Below are 15,562 nucleotides of genomic sequence, written 5' to 3' on the forward strand. Positions count from 1 at the left end.
ATGGCAGTTATCGGACAGGTACTCCCGACGATCGTCGATCTGACGAACCGTCTGGACCCGGATGGCAAGATCGCTGCCATCGCGGAATATCTCGAGCAGACCAACGAGGTTCTGTCGGACATGACGTGGCGCGAGGGCAACCTGCCCACGGGCGAACGGACCACGATCCGCACCGAGCTTCCCACGGTCGGCTTCCGTGCCCTCAACGAGGGTGTCCCCCGCTCCAAGAGCCGGACGGCGCAGGTCGACGAAGGCGCTGCCATGCTCGAGGGCAACAGCCAGGTCGATCGCAAGCTCGCGATCCTCTCCGGCGACATCGGCGCCTATCGCCTCTCGGAATCGACGGCGTTCTTCCAGGCGATGAACCACCAGATGGGATCGACGCTGTTCTTCGGAAACGCATCGACGAGCCCCAAGGAGTTCACGGGCTTTGGACCGCGCTTCGACGACATCGGTGATCAGGTCATTGATGCCGGCGGCACCGGCACCGACAACAGCTCGATCTGGCTTGTCGCCTGGGGCCATCAGGTGACCGGCATCTATCCCAAGGGGACCAAGGGCGGCATCCACCACATGGATGTGTCGGCATTCACCGGCATGGCCGACGATGGCTATCCGATGGGCATGGAAGTGCTCGACGCCGACGGCAATCCCTATCTGGGCTACAAGGACCATTACGAATGGAACTGCGGCCTCAGCATCAAGGATCGCCGCTACGTTGTCCGCATCGCCAACATCGACAAGTCGCTGCTGACCAAGGATCAGGCCACGGGTGCTGATATTCAGGACCTGATGGTGCAGGCGGCCGAGCGCATCGAAACGACCAGCGGCGCCGCTTGGTATATGCCGCGCGCTATCCGCGGCATGCTCCGCAGACAGCTCCTGCACACCAAGAACGGCTTCCTGTCGCTCGACGAGAGCGCGGGCCGCAAGGTTCTGTCGTTCGACGGAATCCCCGTTCGCCGCGTCGATGCCCTCAAGGCCGACGAAGCCCGCGTCATCTAAGGAGGAATGGAATGATTACTGATCGCGAAACCCGTTTCTCGAATGCGCAGGCCGTCACGACCGGCACGCAGTATTCGACGAACAGTTATGACACCGCCGACGGCGCCAGCATTGCCGGGGCCGGGAACACGATCCTGTACGTGAATGTCGGCACGGCATTCGCCTCGGGCACGTCGCTCACGGTCAACTACGTCGAGTCGGCCAACTCCGATCTGTCGTCCCCGACCGTGCTCGCCACGACCGGGGCGGTGGTCGAAGCGAGCCTCACCGCTGGGGCCCGGCTGCTGATGCTGCGCGTGCCTGCAAACACGGCACGCTATGTCGGCCTTCAGTTCGTCACCGTCGGCACGCACACCGCGGGAACCATCAACGCCGGGCTGGTGCTCGATGCGGATACCAACCGCGTCTACACCGCCGAAACCGGCTTCTGAGGAGGTTGATCCATGACCGAACGGAAATCCGATCTCGCCGATGCCATCGTGAAGGGGCCGAACCCCTTCTTCGACGGCAAGGTCCTCTATCAGCCCGGAGAGCGCGTCTCGATCGATCTCAGTCGCTTTGAAGGCCGGGACGGCAAGTCGCCGGTTTTGGGTAAAGCGCCGCTTGCCAACCTGATCCCGGCTAAGGACGCACCTGATCTGACGCAGGTGCCGATCGCGGCCGTTGCGCCGCATGCACCGAACCCCGAGGCACCGCAGGGCTATCCCGCTGGGGCCAAGCTTTCGGGCTCGGGCCGCGTGGTCAAGGATGGGCAGGAGTTCGTGCCTGCCACACGCGATGCGGTCCAGGGTCAGGCCGCTGACCCTAAGGCGAAGGACTGAGTAGGGAGGGGCGGCTTCGGTCGCCCCTTTCGCTTGCGCCATGGCCTTTGACCGCACCCGGCCTCGCGGTGTCACGCCGACCCCCCAGGAGGTCCCGCTGCCCAATTTCCAGCAGCAGCTCGACGAACTCGACCAGCAGAAGGCCAACGCCTCAACCGTGGGCGGCCTCTCAACCAAGGTCGACGCGATCGAAAAGGACATCTCCGGCTAGGCTTTCCACCGGCCCTGGCATGGGATTGCGCGCCGCGGCGGTATAGGAATACCCGCATGGCAGGCCGCGACGAAACCACGATTTGCAACGAAGCGCTGGGCGAACTGCCCGCAGTGCTGATCTCGTCGATTGATGACAGCGGCCAGTCGGCACGCCACTGCAAGCGGCTCTATCAAAACGTCGTCGACGACCTCATCGAGGCGCATGACTGGGATTTCGCCATTGCCCGCGCGGCTATTGCGGTCATCACCAACGACCGATCTGGCGAATGGGCCTATGCCTATGCGCTTCCGACCGATCTCGGATCACCGCGCCGTCTGATCCCAGCCTATGATGGTGCGGTCTCGCCCTTTTCTGTGAGCGGCATGGTCGGGCTCTCCGAGCAGTTTCAGGACGCGATAGAGTTCAGGATCGCCGATGGCGTGCTCTACACCCATCTGGAGAACGCGACGCTCGAATATGCCCGCAAGGTGACGACGCCGGCGCTGTTCACTTCGCTGTTCGCCCGGGCTGTAGTGACCGAACTCGCCGCGCGCCTCGTCATGCCGATCCTCAATGACCGGACGCGGCAGGGCGATCTGGTCCGCCAGGCCGAACTGGCGAAGGAACGCGCCATTGCGGACGACATCAACCGCAACCGTCGCAGCGATCTCGATTTCTCCAGCGGCAGCGCGCAGGCCCGCGGGGTGGGCTTCCCGCCGTACGATTACAGGCGCGGCTGATGGGTCTCGGCGTCAATCTCGGCCAGGTCAATTTCTCAAAGGGTGTTCTCGCCCCCGATCTGCATGCCCGGATCGATGTCCAGTCCTACAATGCCGGGCTCAAGCAGGGCGTCAATATCGTCGTCCTCAAATATGGCGGCTTCCAGAACCGCATGGGGACGCGCCTCGTCTATGAATTGCCAGGGCCCGGACGGCTGCTCCCCTTCGTCTATTCGATCGAGCAGCCCTATGCGCTGGCATTCACGCAGGGCGAGATGCGGCCGTTCGCCTTCGGCGGCTCGATCCTCGAGGAGGAATTGAGGATCACCGCAATCACCAACGCCAACCCCGCCAAGGTGACGATCCCGTATCACGCCTATTCGACCGGTGACCAGTTCTACGCCCGCGGTGTCGAGGGCATGACCGAGATCAACGAGCGGATCTTCACGCTGACCGTCGTTGACGCCGACAATTTCACGATCGATGCCGATTCGACGGGATGGGGCGTGTTCACCGGTTCGGGCGGCGGCACATTGCGGACGGGCTCACCGCCTCCGCCTCCGCCGCCTCCGACGGTCCCGCCCGTCGTGCCCCCGCCTGATCCGCCTGTGACAGGTGGTGGCGGCAATTTCCCTCGCATGCCCCATGATGGGCCGATTCCCTGATGGGCGGCTTTCGTCTCTATAAGGTCGGGTCGCCGTTCAATTACGAGGAACTGGCGGAACTCGATAATGCCCAGTCGTTCGATACGATGTACCTGACGCATATCGATCATCCCGTCGGAAAACTGACGCGCGCCAGTCACGTATCCTGGCTGTTTTCTGATGTGACGTTCGGCCCCGATATCGCTCCGCCCGCTGGGCTCAGTGTCACGGCGACGGCGCCCAACACCGATGCGGCGAACAGCGGCAACGCGTATTTCCCGCGCTCGGCCTCCTATGTCGTTTCCGCGGTGAACGAGAATACCGGCCAGGAGAGCCGGGCTTCGACCTCGGACAGCGACACCAACGACCTGAGCCTGAAGCGGAATTACAACACCATCACATGGTCGGCCGTGACCGGGGCCACGCTTTACCGCGTCTACAAGGCCAACATCACGGGCTCATTCGGCTATATCGGCGAGACGACATCGCTGTCCTTCACCGACGACAACATCAACCCAGATCTGAGCGACGCCCCGATCGTGGCCGACAATCCCTTCGATGCCGCGGGCAACTACCCATCGTCGGTCTGCTTCTATGAGCAGCGACTGTTCTTCGGCCGCACCAAGAACAATCCCAATGCCATCTGGGGTTCGCGCTCGGCGGATTTCGAGAACATGGATCACGCCCGCCCGCTCAAGGCCGATGACGCGCTGTCGATCGCGGTCTCGTCGGGCAAGGTCAACGCGGTCAACCAGCTGGTGCCCTCAACCAACCTGCTGGCACTGACCAGCGACAGCATCTTCCAGGTCGTCGGGTCCAACGACGACTATATCTCTGCGTCGCCGCCGCCGAAGACTCCGCGCCAAAACGGCAGGGGCGCGTCCTCGCTCGAGGCGTTGCCGATCGATTCAGTCGTGTTCTTCCAGCCCAATATCGGCAGCGAGGTCCGGACGCTCGGGTTTAGCTTTGAGGTGGATGGCCTTCAATCCAACGACATTTCAATCTTCTCGCCGCATTTCTTCATAACCCATCGCATCATCGATTGGTGCTATGCGCAGGAGCCGCTGTCCGTGATCTGGGCGGTCCGTGATGACGGCAAGCTGCTCGCCTTCACCTGGCAGCAGGAACAGCAGGTCTGGGGTTGGACCGAAATGGAGATCGACGGCGAGGTGCAATCGGTCTGCGCCGTCCCCGAGAGTGGCGAGGACCGCGTCTATCTGATCATCAAGCGCACCTTTGACGGCGACGTGCATTATTTCGTCGAGCAGATGGCCTCGGCCAAGTGGACCGACCTGAACCTCGCTTGCTATCTCGACTGTGCCGTGAGCTTCGATTTCGACGAGGAGCGGACCTTTGTCGACCGGCTCGATCACCTCGAAGGCCAGGCGGTCTGGGCGCTGGCGAACGGCTTTGTCGTCAAGGATCTTGTGGTTGAGGACGGGGCGGTGACGCTGCCGGATGCAGCCACCAAGATCACCGTGGGCCTGCCGGTAGTGGCGCTGGCCGAGACAATGCCGCTCAACATGCAGAAGGCGAACGGCGCCTCCCTGGGCCTCATCCAGACTACGGGTCGGGCACATCTGAGGGTCGTCGACACGCTGGGACTTCAAGCCGGGCGCCGCGAAGATATGGTCGAGCCCGTCGTGACGCGCGAGGGCGAGCCGCTGGGGCAGCAGGCCGGGCTCTTCACCGGCATCGTCCGGGTCCAGATGGAGCAGCTTGAATCCTTCGAAAGCACTGTTGTCATCAAGCAGGACAGTCCGCTGCCGATGCGGGTCACTGCCGCCTATCTGGAAGCCGATGGCGCGCGTTGAGCTCGTTGCGGCGCATCCCAGGCATATCGGGCGGATCGCGCGCCGGATGCGCGGAATCGACCGGATTGAGGCCGCTGCCATGGGGCATGAACCCAAGCAGGCGCTCCGCAACGGGCTCCGCCAATCCACATGGTCACTGACGGCGCTGGTAGACGGTGAGCCCGAGGCGATGTTTGGTGTCGTCGCCGCGTCACTGGTGGAAGGCTCCGGCATTCCGTGGTTCCTCGGGACCGATGCGGTATATCGTCATGGCCGGGCGATGCTGAGCCGGGGTAGGAACGTGATCGCGCTGATGGACCGGACATTTGACAGCCTGGAGAACGTGGTGGCGGCGCAGAACGTGCCGGCGATCCGCCTCCTGCGCGCCTGGGGCTTCTCGATCGGTGATGCCGAGATACATGGCGGTGTCGAGTTCCTGCGCTTCCGGAGGGCTCGCGATGTGTGATCCCGTCACCCTGACGATCGCGGCAACCGCTGTCGCGGCAGGGGGTAAGGCCTATTCCGCGCTCGCTGCCAATGCTCAGGCGCGCGGCGTGGCGCGGCAAGCTGAGGTCAACCGCGCCGAGGCGAACCGTTCCGCTGCCGACGCGCTGGACCGCGGCAATATCGAGCAACAGCGGCTCTACCGCGCTCGTTCGCAGGAGATGGGGGCGCAGCGTGCCGCAATGGCCGCCAATGGCCTCGATGTCAGTTTCGGGAGCGCCGCCGACTATATCGGCGACACCGCGACCTATGCTCAAGAGGATGCGGCGACTGCCGCGCAGAACACTGTCCGCGAGGCGCGCGGGTTTGAGATACAGGCCGCGAACTTCGGGGCTGAGGCGAAATCCGCGCGCAAGGCTGCAACCGGGGCCATGATCAAAGGCGGCTTCGATGTCGCGTCCACGATCCTTGGCGGGGCCCAGCAGTACAACAGCGTCAAAGCCGGCCAGAAAGGTTTCGGCTGATGGCGCGCGTTCCGGTCAGTCGCGGCAATGTCGTCTCGCTCAATCCGCGCCCCGTCGGTGATGTCCGACCGGTTCAGGTCGATGACAGTATCGGTCAGGGCCTGCAGCGGCTCGGTGAAGCCGCCGGAGACTTCGCGCAGAACCAGGCGCGGATCAACGAACTGCAGGACGATGCCGCGACCAAGGCGCTCGACAACGAGGCCGCGGCACGGATCCGAGAACTGCTCTGGACCGGCGACGATGCCTATTTCCGGAAAGAGGGCTTCGACGCTGCCAATGCGCGGAAACCCACCGAAGAGGCGCTGACCAAGCTTCGGATGGAACTGCTCGGCAAGACGACGTCGGAGCGACAGAAGGTCATGTTCGGCCGCGCCTTCGACATGCGTTCGGGACAGGAGCTCGAGGGCATCGCGCGGTACAGCATAGGGCAGATCGGGAAAGAAGAAGAGCGGCAGTCGATCGCGCGCGGCGCGAACTTTCAGGAGGATGCAGTTGCTGCGTCCGATGATCCTGCGCGGTTCAATCTCTATCTCGAAGGCGGGTTGAGCGAGCTTCGGAGCCGCGCCGATCGCGGAGGCTGGGCGCCTGAAACGTTGAAATCGGCGGAACAGCGCTACCGCTCGGAGACGCATGAATCGGTGATCCGGAAGAGGCTTGCGGCCGACGATGTCGACGGGGCAGCTTCATATCTGAACGCCCACCGCGGCGATATGGACTGGAAAGCCGAGGCAGCCCTTGATGAGGCGTTGCAGCGCCCGTTGCAGCAGCGCGAGGCGTCGGCCGATGTTGACAGCGTGATGGGTGTCGCGACGCAGGACAATGCGGCCCCCGTCCAATATCGCGACCCCCTTCGCGGCGCTGGCACAGGGGTCTCGGACAATTTTAACGAGCATCAGGCGCGCGGCTCCAGCGGCGTGGATTTCACCGGCAAGCTCGGCACGCCCGTGTATGCAATGGGTGCTGGCAGGGTTGTGAAGGCCGACCACGATGCGCGGTCGGGCAATTACATCATCGTCGATCATGGCGGGGGCCGCACCTCATCCTACAGCCACCTGGACGGCCATAAGGTCGAGGAGGGCGTCGAGATCACGCCTGACACCGTTATTGGTGGCATCGGGATGACGGGGCGCACATCTGGCCCGCACGTTCATGTCCGCGTCAAGCAGAACGGCAATGACATCGATCCGCAGCAAGTGATCGGTGAGGCCCGGCAGGGCGCCCGCAAGCATGATCTAAACGGCATCTATGCCGCCATCGATACCCGCGCTGATCGTGAAGGCTGGACATTCGAGCGTCGCGAACGCGCCAAGTCTGAAGCGGACAGGCGCGTTGCCCGTGATGAACGCCTCTTGGCGCGCGAGGAGGATGCGGCATCGGACGAGGCCTTCGAGGTCGTCAACAGTCTCGGCGATGGCTTCACCAGCCTGACCCAGATTCCCGCGGATGTGCTGTCGAAGATGTCGGAGCGGGATCGCGCGACATTCTCCAAGGTCGCCGAGCAGAACCGCAAGCCCAAGCCGCGTGACACGGATGCCGCCGAATTCACGCGGCTGTCCGATCTTTACGCCCGCGACCCGGCGGCCTTTGCCAAGGTCAATCCCGCCACGTACCGCGACAGCCTGTCGGATGGCGACTATCAGGAAGTGCTGGGCTGGCGCCGCGACGTCCAGAAGGACGTCCGGAACGGCGGCGATGGCAAGACGCCCAAGCAGCTGAACGATGCCGAAATCATGAAGGTGTCGACGGGCGCGCTCAATGCCGCCGGCATCGCGACCGGGGAAAGCAAGGAGGCGCAGAAACAGGCGCCCGTCGTCCAGGCATTCCTGCGCTCGATGCGCAACTGGGCGGCGGATCAGAAGCGCCGGACCGGCAAGGAGCCGACCTATGACGAAATCCGGCTGCAGGCCGACCGGCTGACGATCCAGACGTCCGAAGGCTTTCTCTTCGACGCCCCGGCATTCGGTGGCGACAAACCTGGTTCGATCGTCATTCCCGACGAGATCGAGGACCGTATCGTGCGCGAATACCAGGCCAGCGGCCGCGGCAATCCAGACCGAACGACAATCGTCCGGCTCTACACGCTGGGCAAAGGGCGGCTCTGGTAATGGCGGATTCGGTTCTGTCACTTATCGAGCGCGACGAGCAGCTGCGTGCCCGCGCCACAGCGCTCACCGCAAACCCGGATCAAGCCGCGAAGGCCAATGTTCTGTCACGGCGGACCGGTGTCCCTGCCGATGTCGTCGAGCGCAATCTATCCGAGGTCGAGACGCGGGAGAGGTCCAAGCGGGTCCAGTCGCTGATGGATCGCTATCCCGCGGTGGGGCGCTGGGGCGCCAATCCCCGCAACATGGCGGTGGCGGCCGACGATACCGAGAATGTCGGCATCATTGCGCGTGTCTATGAAGGCGCCAAAGCCACGGGCGGCTCGCTGGCTGCTGGCCTCTACAACCTCACCGCGGGTCTCTATGGTGCGTTGACCGCGATATCCGAGGTCTCGACGGAATTTACCCCCGGCACTGCCCGCATGCGCGAGGCTGGCGTCGCACCGCTCAATGATCGGATAACGGGTTGGCTTCGTGGGCAGCAGCAGTCCGGCAAAGCCGAGGCGGGCTCGTATAGCCCCGAGGTGAAGAACTTCGTCGGCCGGAATCTGCTCTCCGGCGTGGAAAGCATTCCGACCACGTTGACGGCGCTAGGCGCCTCGCTGTTCGGCTCGCCTGCCCTTGGTCTGACGATCCTTGGGAGCACGACCGGCGGCTCCGCCTATGAACAGGCGCGCGCGAAGGGCCTCAGTCCAGAACGCTCGCTTGTCTTCGGCGCAAGCCAGGGTGCGGTTGAAGTCGTCACTGAGAAGATTCCGATGTCGCGCCTCGTCGGTGACATCGCCGCCAAAACCCCGTTCATGAAGACGTTGACGCGCCAGCTCGCCGCGGAACTTCCGCAGGAGCAGGTCGCGACGGTCCTGCAGGACATGAATGAGTGGGCGACGCTCAATCCCGAAAAGACCTTCGCCGAGTTTCTTGCCGAGCGCCCTGAGGCGGCGGTTCGGACCGCGCTGGCGACGGTTGGTGGCGCGGGTGGAACCGTAGCCATTACCAAGGCAGTCGAGACGACGGCCCGTGCTGCCGGACGCATCGCCAACCGTCGGTCTGCTGCTGACCGGGCTAAGGCAGAAGCGGCGTTCATTGACGAGCTGGGCAAGCGCGCGGCCCAGAGCAAGGCTCGCAGCCGTGATCCCGAGGCCTTCGCCGGATTGCTCGAAGCGCTGGGTCAGGACAGCCCGGTCGAGAATGTCTACATCCCCGGCGACAAGGTGCGGGAATACCTGCAATCCAGCGATTGGGGCGATAACCAGTTCTGGCAGGAATACGACCGCGAGATTGCCGAGGCAGAGGCAGCGGGCGGCGATGTCGTCATTCCGATATCCAAGGCCGTCGCCAATCTCGCCGGCACACCGGCATGGGAAGCGCTCAAGGGCGATATCCGGCTGTCCGCGGGCGGTATGTCGCTCAACGAGGCCGAGGAATTCGACGATGCCATGGCCGATGAGATGCAGCGGCGTGGCGAGGAAATCGAGACGGCGGACAAAGCCGCGCGCGCCGAACAGGAGCCGCGTCAGAAGCTGTTCGAAGCGGTCTCGGCGAAGCTGACCAATGCCGGATACACTCCCGAGGTTGCCAGGCTGCAGGCCGAGTTGGTCACGGCACGCATCGCAACCCGCGCCGAGCGTATGGGCGACGTTCTGACCGGTGGCGAATATGATGCGGTCGAGGTCAATCAGGTCCTGCCGCAAGGCTTGGCTCCGCTTGTCGCCGCTGATCAGCTATCGATGGTCGCGAGCGTCATGCGACGCGAGCGTGGAGTGCGTTCGGAGGCCCAGCGCCGCGGTCCGTCACTGCTCGACTGGATCAGCCAGCAAGGCGGTGTCGAGGACAGGGGTGGCGACCTGCGCGCGATGGGCGCGGATCAGTGGCACCGCGGCAAGCGCTTCCGCAAGAAGCTGCTCCGCGACTTCGATCCGGATCAGGCGTCGATGCTTGGCGAGGATGGCCAGCAGGCCAGCAACTCGCTTGACGAAATGGCGCTGCGTGCCTGGGAGGCGGGATATTTCCCGGAGTTTGCGGAGCGGCCTGCGGTTAACGATCTGCTCGAAGCGATCGGCGAGGGGGTGGCGGGGCGGGAACGCTTCGCCGAGGACCGTACCGAGACCACGGACGAACTGCGCATGGCGGCGCAGGATCTGTTCAATCTGCTCGATCAGGCCGGGCTCGATCCGGCCAAGGCCAGCGATGCCGAAATCCGCCAGACAGTCGAGCGCTATCAGGCCGAGGTGAGCGAGGGTCGGGGGTTCGATCAGAGTTATTCCGACGGCCCCCGCGGCCGCATCACCTTCGCCGAAGGCCGCAGCGTCATCGATCTGTTCGCCAAGCGCGATCTGTCCACCTTCATCCATGAAACCGGGCATATGTGGCTCGAGGAACTGCGCGCCGATGCCGAGGCGCTAGGTGATGTGACGGATGGCCCGGGCAAGCAGATCGTCGACGACTGGAACGCGGTGCAGGCGTGGTTCGCCGCCAATGGTCATTCCGTCGAGAATGGCGTCATCCCCGTCGATGCGCATGAGATGTGGGCGCGCGGGGTCGAGCGGTTTACGATGGAGGGCAAGGCGCCGTCCACCGCATTGCGCCGGGCGTTCGATGCCTTCCGCTCCTGGCTGATGTCGATCTACCAGGTCGTCCAGAACCTGCGTACGCCGCTCAGCCCCGAGGTCCGTGACGTAATGTCCCGCCTGATCGCGACCGATGCAGAGATTGCGGAGGCGAGCCGGGCCCAGCAGATTGAGGCGCTGTTCACCGATGCGGCGCAGGCCGGGATGACCGAGGCGGAGTTTGTGGCCTATCAGGCGTCGACCGCAGAGGCGCGCAGTGAGGCGTTCGATGCGCTGCTGTTCCGGACCATGGAGGTTGTCCGCAAGGCCCGGACCAAGGAATTTCAGGAGCAGCGCGCCGGGGTCGAAGCCGATGTGCGCCAGGCCGTCGATGCGCGCCCAGTATTCCGGGCGCTGGCGACGATCCGCGCCAAGGGCGGGCCGAAGCTCGATCGCGCCTGGCTCGTCGATACCTACGGGGCGGACGTGCTCGACATGCTGCCCAAGGGCGTGCCGCCGATCTATGCCGAAAAGGGCATGGCGGCCGATCAACTGGCCGAGATTTCAGGGTTCACCACGGGCGATGAAATGGTTCGCGCGCTAATGGGGGTCGAATCCCGGAAGCGTGAGATGCGGGAAGGGGGTGATCAGCGGTCGGTGCGCGAGAGTGTCATCGACGAGGAAACCAACGCCATCATGCGCGACCGCTACGGCGATCCGCTCAGCGATGGCTCGATCGAGGAGGAGGCGCTTGCCGCGATCCACAATGACCGGCAAGGCGAGGTCATCGCCTCTGAGCTCCGGGCGCTATCGCGGCGCGTCAACCCAGCTGACCGGCAAGCCAACCGTCCAACACCTTATTCGCTCGCCAAGCAATGGGCGGCGCGCAAGATCGCCGAGGGCACGGTCAATGATGTGGCGTCGCGTGCGGCGATCCAGCGCTATAGCCGGGCGGCGGCGAAGGCTGGCAAGGCAGCGCAGGAGGCGATGCTGAAGCAGGACGTGACCGAGGCGTTCCGGCAGAAGCAGGCCCAGATGCTCAATAACGCCCTCATTGCCGAGGCGAGCAAGGCCGCGGATGCGATCGAAACCGCCGTCGCGCGCATGGGGAAACTGGCGCGGCGGGCAACGATGAAATCCGTCGATCAGGACTATCTCGACCAGATCCATGCGCTGCTGGAACAGGTCGATTTGCGCCAGCGCAGTCAGAAGTCGCTGGATCGGCAGGAATCCTTCGAGGAATGGGCCAATGCCCGCCAGGCCGAGGGCTTCGATGTGACGGTGCCGCCGTCATTCGGCGCCACATTGGGCACGACGAACTGGAGCCGGTTGAGCGTCGAGAACCTGCTCGGGCTCGATGCCACGGTCAAGCAGATGCTCCATCTGGGGCGGCTGAAGCAAACCTTGCTCGACGGCAAGGACCGGCGCGAATTCGATGCGCTGGTTGCCGAGGCTCAGGCCGCTGCCGCGCAGTTGCCCCCGAAGCCACCGTCAGATCTGATGGAGCCCGGCTTTGCCGACCGGCTCAAGTCCAACGTCGCTGCGTTCGATGCCGCGCTGCTCAAGATGGAGACCGTCTTCGACTGGCTCGATAACGGCAATTCCGACGGCGTCTTCAACCGCATCGTATTCCGGCCCATTGCCGACGCGCAGGACCGCGAGAACGACATGACCGCCGACTATTTCGGGCGCATCACAGCGGCGATTGCAAAGCTGCCCAAGAAGCATCTGGCACGCTGGGCCGATAAGGTCCGCGCGCCCGAACTGGCCAACCGCGAAACCGGCAATCCCTGGATCATGCAGCGCCAGCAGCTGATCTCCATGGCGCTCAACATGGGCAATGCCGGGAATATCCAGCGCCTGACCGACGGTTATGGCTGGTCGGAGATAGCGGTGCGCGACGTCCTCAATCGCGAGCTGACGGCCGAGGAATGGGCGCTGGTTCAGGAAATCTGGGACGTGCTCGAAACGCTCTGGCCGGAGACTGCGGCGCTGGAAAAACGCTTGAACGGTGTCGAGCCTGAAAAGGTCGCAGCAGTCCCCGTCGAGACGCCACATGGAAGACTGCGCGGAGGCTATTTCCCCGCAATCTACGACAGTGCCAAAAGTGTCGATGCCGAGCAGGCCGCGGGGGCCTCGAGCGATATGTTCGGCACGCTCTATACCCGGGCGACCACGACGGCCTCGTCGACCAAAGCGCGCGCCGAAAAGGTCAGCCGCCCGATTCTGCTGCAGATGGGAGTCATCAATCGGCATCTGGGCGAGGTCATCCATGATCTGACGCACCGCGAGGCGATCATGCAGGCCGACCGGTTCCTGTCGAGCCGGCGCGTCATCGCCGCCGTCGACGGCTCGCTCGGCCGCGAAATTCGCCAGCAGTTCCGGCCCTGGCTGAAGTTTGTCGCCAATCAATGGGCAATGGAGCGCGCGGGCAATGAGGGCATCGGTGCTTTTATCGCCAAGGCGCGTGCCAACACCACGATCGTCGGCATGGGATTCCGTGTCTCTACGGTGATGACCCAGATTGCAGGTTATTCGAACAGCTTCGAATATGTCGGCGAACGCTGGGTGCTCGAGGGACTGGCGCGCACGGTGCAGTCGCCGATCGACACATTCAACTTTGTGATGGAGAAGAGCGGCGAAGTCAGGCACCGCATGGACACGCTCGACCGCGATATCAATGCCGCGATCAACCAGCTCGCCGGCAAGTCCAGCGCCTACACCGCGGCCAAGCGCTTCGCCTTTCATGGCATCGGGTACGCTGACCGCATGGTTGTCATCCCTACATGGATCGGCGCCTATAACAAGGCGCTGGCTGCGGGTTCGGAGGAAAGCGCCGCAATCTATGAAGCGGACAAGGCGGTGCGCAAATCGCAGGGCGCTGCCTCGGCCAAGGATCTGGCGGCCGTGCAGCGCGGAACCGGCAAATGGGGCGAGCTGCTGAAGCTATCGACGATGTTCTACAGCTACATGTCGGCACTCTATCAGCGGCAGCGCACGCTCGGCCGCGATATCGGAACTGCTGTTCGCGAGCGCGATATCCGGATGACGCCGCGACTGCTCGCGCGGGCGTGGTGGCTGGTGGTAGTTCCTCCTGTCCTCGCCGAAATCCTGTCCGGTCGCGGGCCCGACGAGGACGAGGATTGGATGGTATGGGCGTTCAAAAGCTTGCTGTTCAACATGCTCGGGCCCCTTCCGATTGCGCGTGATCTGGCGCGGCCCGTCTGGGACAAGGTCGCGGGCAACATGGGCTTCGACTACCAGCTATCGCCGATCCAGCGCGCGGGGCAGACGCTGGTCAATCTCGCCGGCGACGTCGGCGACCTGGTGCGCGGCGACGAGACCAAGCGTGTGACGCGCAATGCGTTGGAATCGATTGGCTATGTGACCGGACTGGTTCCCGGCCAAATTGCCACCTCGGTGCAGTTCCTCGTCGATGTCGGTTATGGTGATCAGGATCCGGAAAGCGTCGGCGATTGGTGGGAGGGCTTGACCAAGGGGAAGGTTGCGGAGGACTAACGCGCTGGCGGGGTTCCGCCATGTGAGGCCTCGAGATCATCAAGCCTACGCTCGGTCTCGCGATTATCCTTGGCGGCGATGAGGTCCGCCACAGCATTGCCGCGCTGCGGCGCGTCAGTCTTGGCGTTGGTGGAATTTATGCGGTCGGATAGCGCCTCATACGATCGCGACTGAAAGCCCTCGACCTTATCAAGGCGGGCCTCGATATCCGCCAATTTCCGGCGAACTTCAGGGTCGGGCTCTGCATCGGCCTGTTGGCAGGCGGTCGCGGCGAGACATGCCAGCAGCAAAAAATGCTTCATGCCGCTCGGTATCACGAACGCTAACCCGGTGGAAAGCCCCGAAAGCTGGTCAAACCCCGCCCCAGATAGGGTAATTGGATACCCGACCTTTCAACGGCCGGGTGATCTGTATGACCGTCTCCGTCACAACGCCCATCTCGGGCCCTTACTTTCCAAACGGCGTTACGACGGAATTCCCGTTCGACTTCAAGGTGATGTCTGGGGCTGAACTTCAGATCGTCGATCCCGAAGGCGCCGAGATCACGGGCTTCAGCTTTTCGACGGTGCTCGACGAGACCGAGGGCGGAACAATCATTTTCGCGTCGGCGCCGACCGCGCTTCAAATCCCTGAATTCCTGATCGCATCGAACCCGTCTTTCGAGCAAAGCGTTAGATACGGTGCGGTTTCCGCATTCAATCCGACGTCGCTCAACGGTCCGATCGATCGACTGGCAGTGCAGGACGTCTACCTGAAAGAGCAACTGTCGCGGACGCCTCGGGCACCCTTGGGAACGAGCGCTGATGGGCAGTTCCCCGTGGTGCTCCCCGGTGGCGAGTGGGGTTTCTCATCCGGAACTGGCACCGATGCCGGGCTGCGGGCTGATGCCGCCACCCCGTCCGGCTCATCGCTCGTCGGCTTCATCCAGGCCGGCGCGGGCGCCGTCGCGGAAACCGCTGAAGACCATATGCGGCGCGCGCTTTCCATCCAGAGCTTCGCAACACCGGGCGGCGTCACGGACGCCACAACCGGCGTGCAGAACGCGATCAACCAGGCGGTCGCGACGGGGAACTATCTCGACGGGCACGGCGCGACGTTCCGGCTGACCAGCGTCATCAACATCCCCACGACCGGCCCGCTGCGCCTTCGCAACGTCAAGCTGATCGTCGATCACACCGGAACAGGCATCGCCGACAGCGGCGGGACCGTCGCGCGGTGCTATTTCGAGAACGTGCGGCTGCTTGCAGAGCAG

Annotated in this window: 13 protein-coding genes; 12 read left to right on the forward strand and 1 reads right to left on the reverse strand. The window is 63.8% G+C overall.

The window, feature by feature from the left end:
- The 11 genes from AC3WJD_RS16555 to AC3WJD_RS16605 are packed head-to-tail and all read left to right on the forward strand — an operon-like array spanning position 1 to position 14,310.
- Positions 1–1,005, forward strand: a complete 1,005-nt coding sequence (locus tag AC3WJD_RS16555; protein WP_492747815.1) for a major capsid protein — start codon at positions 1–3, stop codon at positions 1,003–1,005.
- A gap of 11 nt (positions 1,006–1,016) precedes the next feature.
- Positions 1,017–1,436: a Bbp16 family capsid cement protein gene (locus tag AC3WJD_RS16560; protein WP_492747816.1), complete on the forward strand. Its 420-nt coding sequence runs from the start codon at positions 1,017–1,019 to the stop codon at positions 1,434–1,436.
- A 12-nt stretch (positions 1,437–1,448) separates the two neighbouring features.
- Positions 1,449–1,826 carry a hypothetical protein gene (locus tag AC3WJD_RS16565; protein ID WP_492747817.1) on the forward strand — a complete coding sequence of 126 codons (378 nt, stop codon included), beginning with the start codon at positions 1,449–1,451 and terminating at the stop codon, positions 1,824–1,826.
- A gap of 40 nt (positions 1,827–1,866) precedes the next feature.
- Positions 1,867–2,037 carry a hypothetical protein gene (locus tag AC3WJD_RS16570; protein WP_492747818.1) on the forward strand — a complete coding sequence of 57 codons (171 nt, stop codon included), beginning with the start codon at positions 1,867–1,869 and terminating at the stop codon, positions 2,035–2,037.
- Positions 2,038–2,093: 56 nt separating this feature from the next.
- A complete protein-coding gene (locus tag AC3WJD_RS16575; protein ID WP_492747819.1) occupies positions 2,094–2,759 on the forward strand; it encodes a phage connector family protein in 666 nt (221 codons plus the stop codon).
- Entirely contained in the window at positions 2,759–3,403 is a 645-nt protein-coding gene (locus tag AC3WJD_RS16580; RefSeq protein ID WP_492747820.1) for a hypothetical protein, read from the forward strand. The genes AC3WJD_RS16575 and AC3WJD_RS16580 overlap by 1 nt, the downstream gene beginning before the upstream one ends.
- A complete protein-coding gene (locus AC3WJD_RS16585) occupies positions 3,403–5,196 on the forward strand; it encodes a phage tail protein (protein WP_492747821.1) in 1,794 nt (597 codons plus the stop codon). Before AC3WJD_RS16580 ends, AC3WJD_RS16585 begins: the two co-directional genes overlap by 1 nt.
- Before the next feature lie 46 nt (positions 5,197–5,242).
- Complete coding sequence (locus AC3WJD_RS16590) at positions 5,243–5,641, forward strand: hypothetical protein (protein ID WP_492747822.1); 399 nt, start codon at positions 5,243–5,245, stop codon at positions 5,639–5,641.
- A complete protein-coding gene (locus AC3WJD_RS16595) occupies positions 5,634–6,143 on the forward strand; it encodes a virion core protein, T7 gp14 family (RefSeq protein WP_492747824.1) in 510 nt (169 codons plus the stop codon). The genes AC3WJD_RS16590 and AC3WJD_RS16595 overlap by 8 nt, the downstream gene beginning before the upstream one ends.
- Positions 6,143–8,248, forward strand: coding sequence for a M23 family metallopeptidase (locus AC3WJD_RS16600; protein ID WP_492747825.1), 2,106 nt, complete (start codon positions 6,143–6,145; stop codon positions 8,246–8,248). The genes AC3WJD_RS16595 and AC3WJD_RS16600 overlap by 1 nt, the downstream gene beginning before the upstream one ends.
- Positions 8,248–14,310: an acetyltransferase gene (locus tag AC3WJD_RS16605; protein WP_492747826.1), complete on the forward strand. Its 6,063-nt coding sequence runs from the start codon at positions 8,248–8,250 to the stop codon at positions 14,308–14,310. The genes AC3WJD_RS16600 and AC3WJD_RS16605 overlap by 1 nt, the downstream gene beginning before the upstream one ends.
- Here AC3WJD_RS16605 and AC3WJD_RS16610 read toward each other — a convergent pair.
- Positions 14,307–14,627 (reverse strand): SPX domain-containing protein, encoded by a 321-nt coding sequence (locus AC3WJD_RS16610; RefSeq protein WP_492747827.1) that lies wholly within the window; start codon positions 14,625–14,627, stop codon positions 14,307–14,309. The genes AC3WJD_RS16605 and AC3WJD_RS16610 overlap by 4 nt on opposite strands.
- Positions 14,628–14,875: 248 nt before the next feature.
- On the opposite strand from AC3WJD_RS16610, the gene AC3WJD_RS16615 reads away from it, so the two are divergent.
- A partial coding sequence (locus tag AC3WJD_RS16615; protein ID WP_492747828.1) for a hypothetical protein occupies positions 14,876–15,562 on the forward strand: 687 nt, incomplete at its 3' end.

The organism is Sphingobium sp. FW306-1B-F04DB, assembly GCF_058781925.1.

Bases quoted from the DNA above. Each gene is read 5' to 3' on its own strand.
- AC3WJD_RS16555 (WP_492747815.1), top strand. From the start codon at position 1: ATGGCAGTTATCGGACAGGTACTCCCGACGATCGTCGATCTGACGAAC.
- AC3WJD_RS16560 (WP_492747816.1), top strand. From the start codon at position 1,017: ATGATTACTGATCGCGAAACCCGTTTCTCGAATGCGCAGGCCGTCACG.
- AC3WJD_RS16565 (WP_492747817.1), top strand. From the start codon at position 1,449: ATGACCGAACGGAAATCCGATCTCGCCGATGCCATCGTGAAGGGGCCG.
- AC3WJD_RS16570 (WP_492747818.1), top strand. From the start codon at position 1,867: ATGGCCTTTGACCGCACCCGGCCTCGCGGTGTCACGCCGACCCCCCAG.
- AC3WJD_RS16575 (WP_492747819.1), top strand. From the start codon at position 2,094: ATGGCAGGCCGCGACGAAACCACGATTTGCAACGAAGCGCTGGGCGAA.
- AC3WJD_RS16580 (WP_492747820.1), top strand. From the start codon at position 2,759: ATGGGTCTCGGCGTCAATCTCGGCCAGGTCAATTTCTCAAAGGGTGTT.
- AC3WJD_RS16585 (WP_492747821.1), top strand. From the start codon at position 3,403: ATGGGCGGCTTTCGTCTCTATAAGGTCGGGTCGCCGTTCAATTACGAG.
- AC3WJD_RS16590 (WP_492747822.1), top strand. From the start codon at position 5,243: ATGCGCGGAATCGACCGGATTGAGGCCGCTGCCATGGGGCATGAACCC.
- AC3WJD_RS16595 (WP_492747824.1), top strand. From the start codon at position 5,634: ATGTGTGATCCCGTCACCCTGACGATCGCGGCAACCGCTGTCGCGGCA.
- AC3WJD_RS16600 (WP_492747825.1), top strand. From the start codon at position 6,143: ATGGCGCGCGTTCCGGTCAGTCGCGGCAATGTCGTCTCGCTCAATCCG.
- AC3WJD_RS16605 (WP_492747826.1), top strand. From the start codon at position 8,248: ATGGCGGATTCGGTTCTGTCACTTATCGAGCGCGACGAGCAGCTGCGT.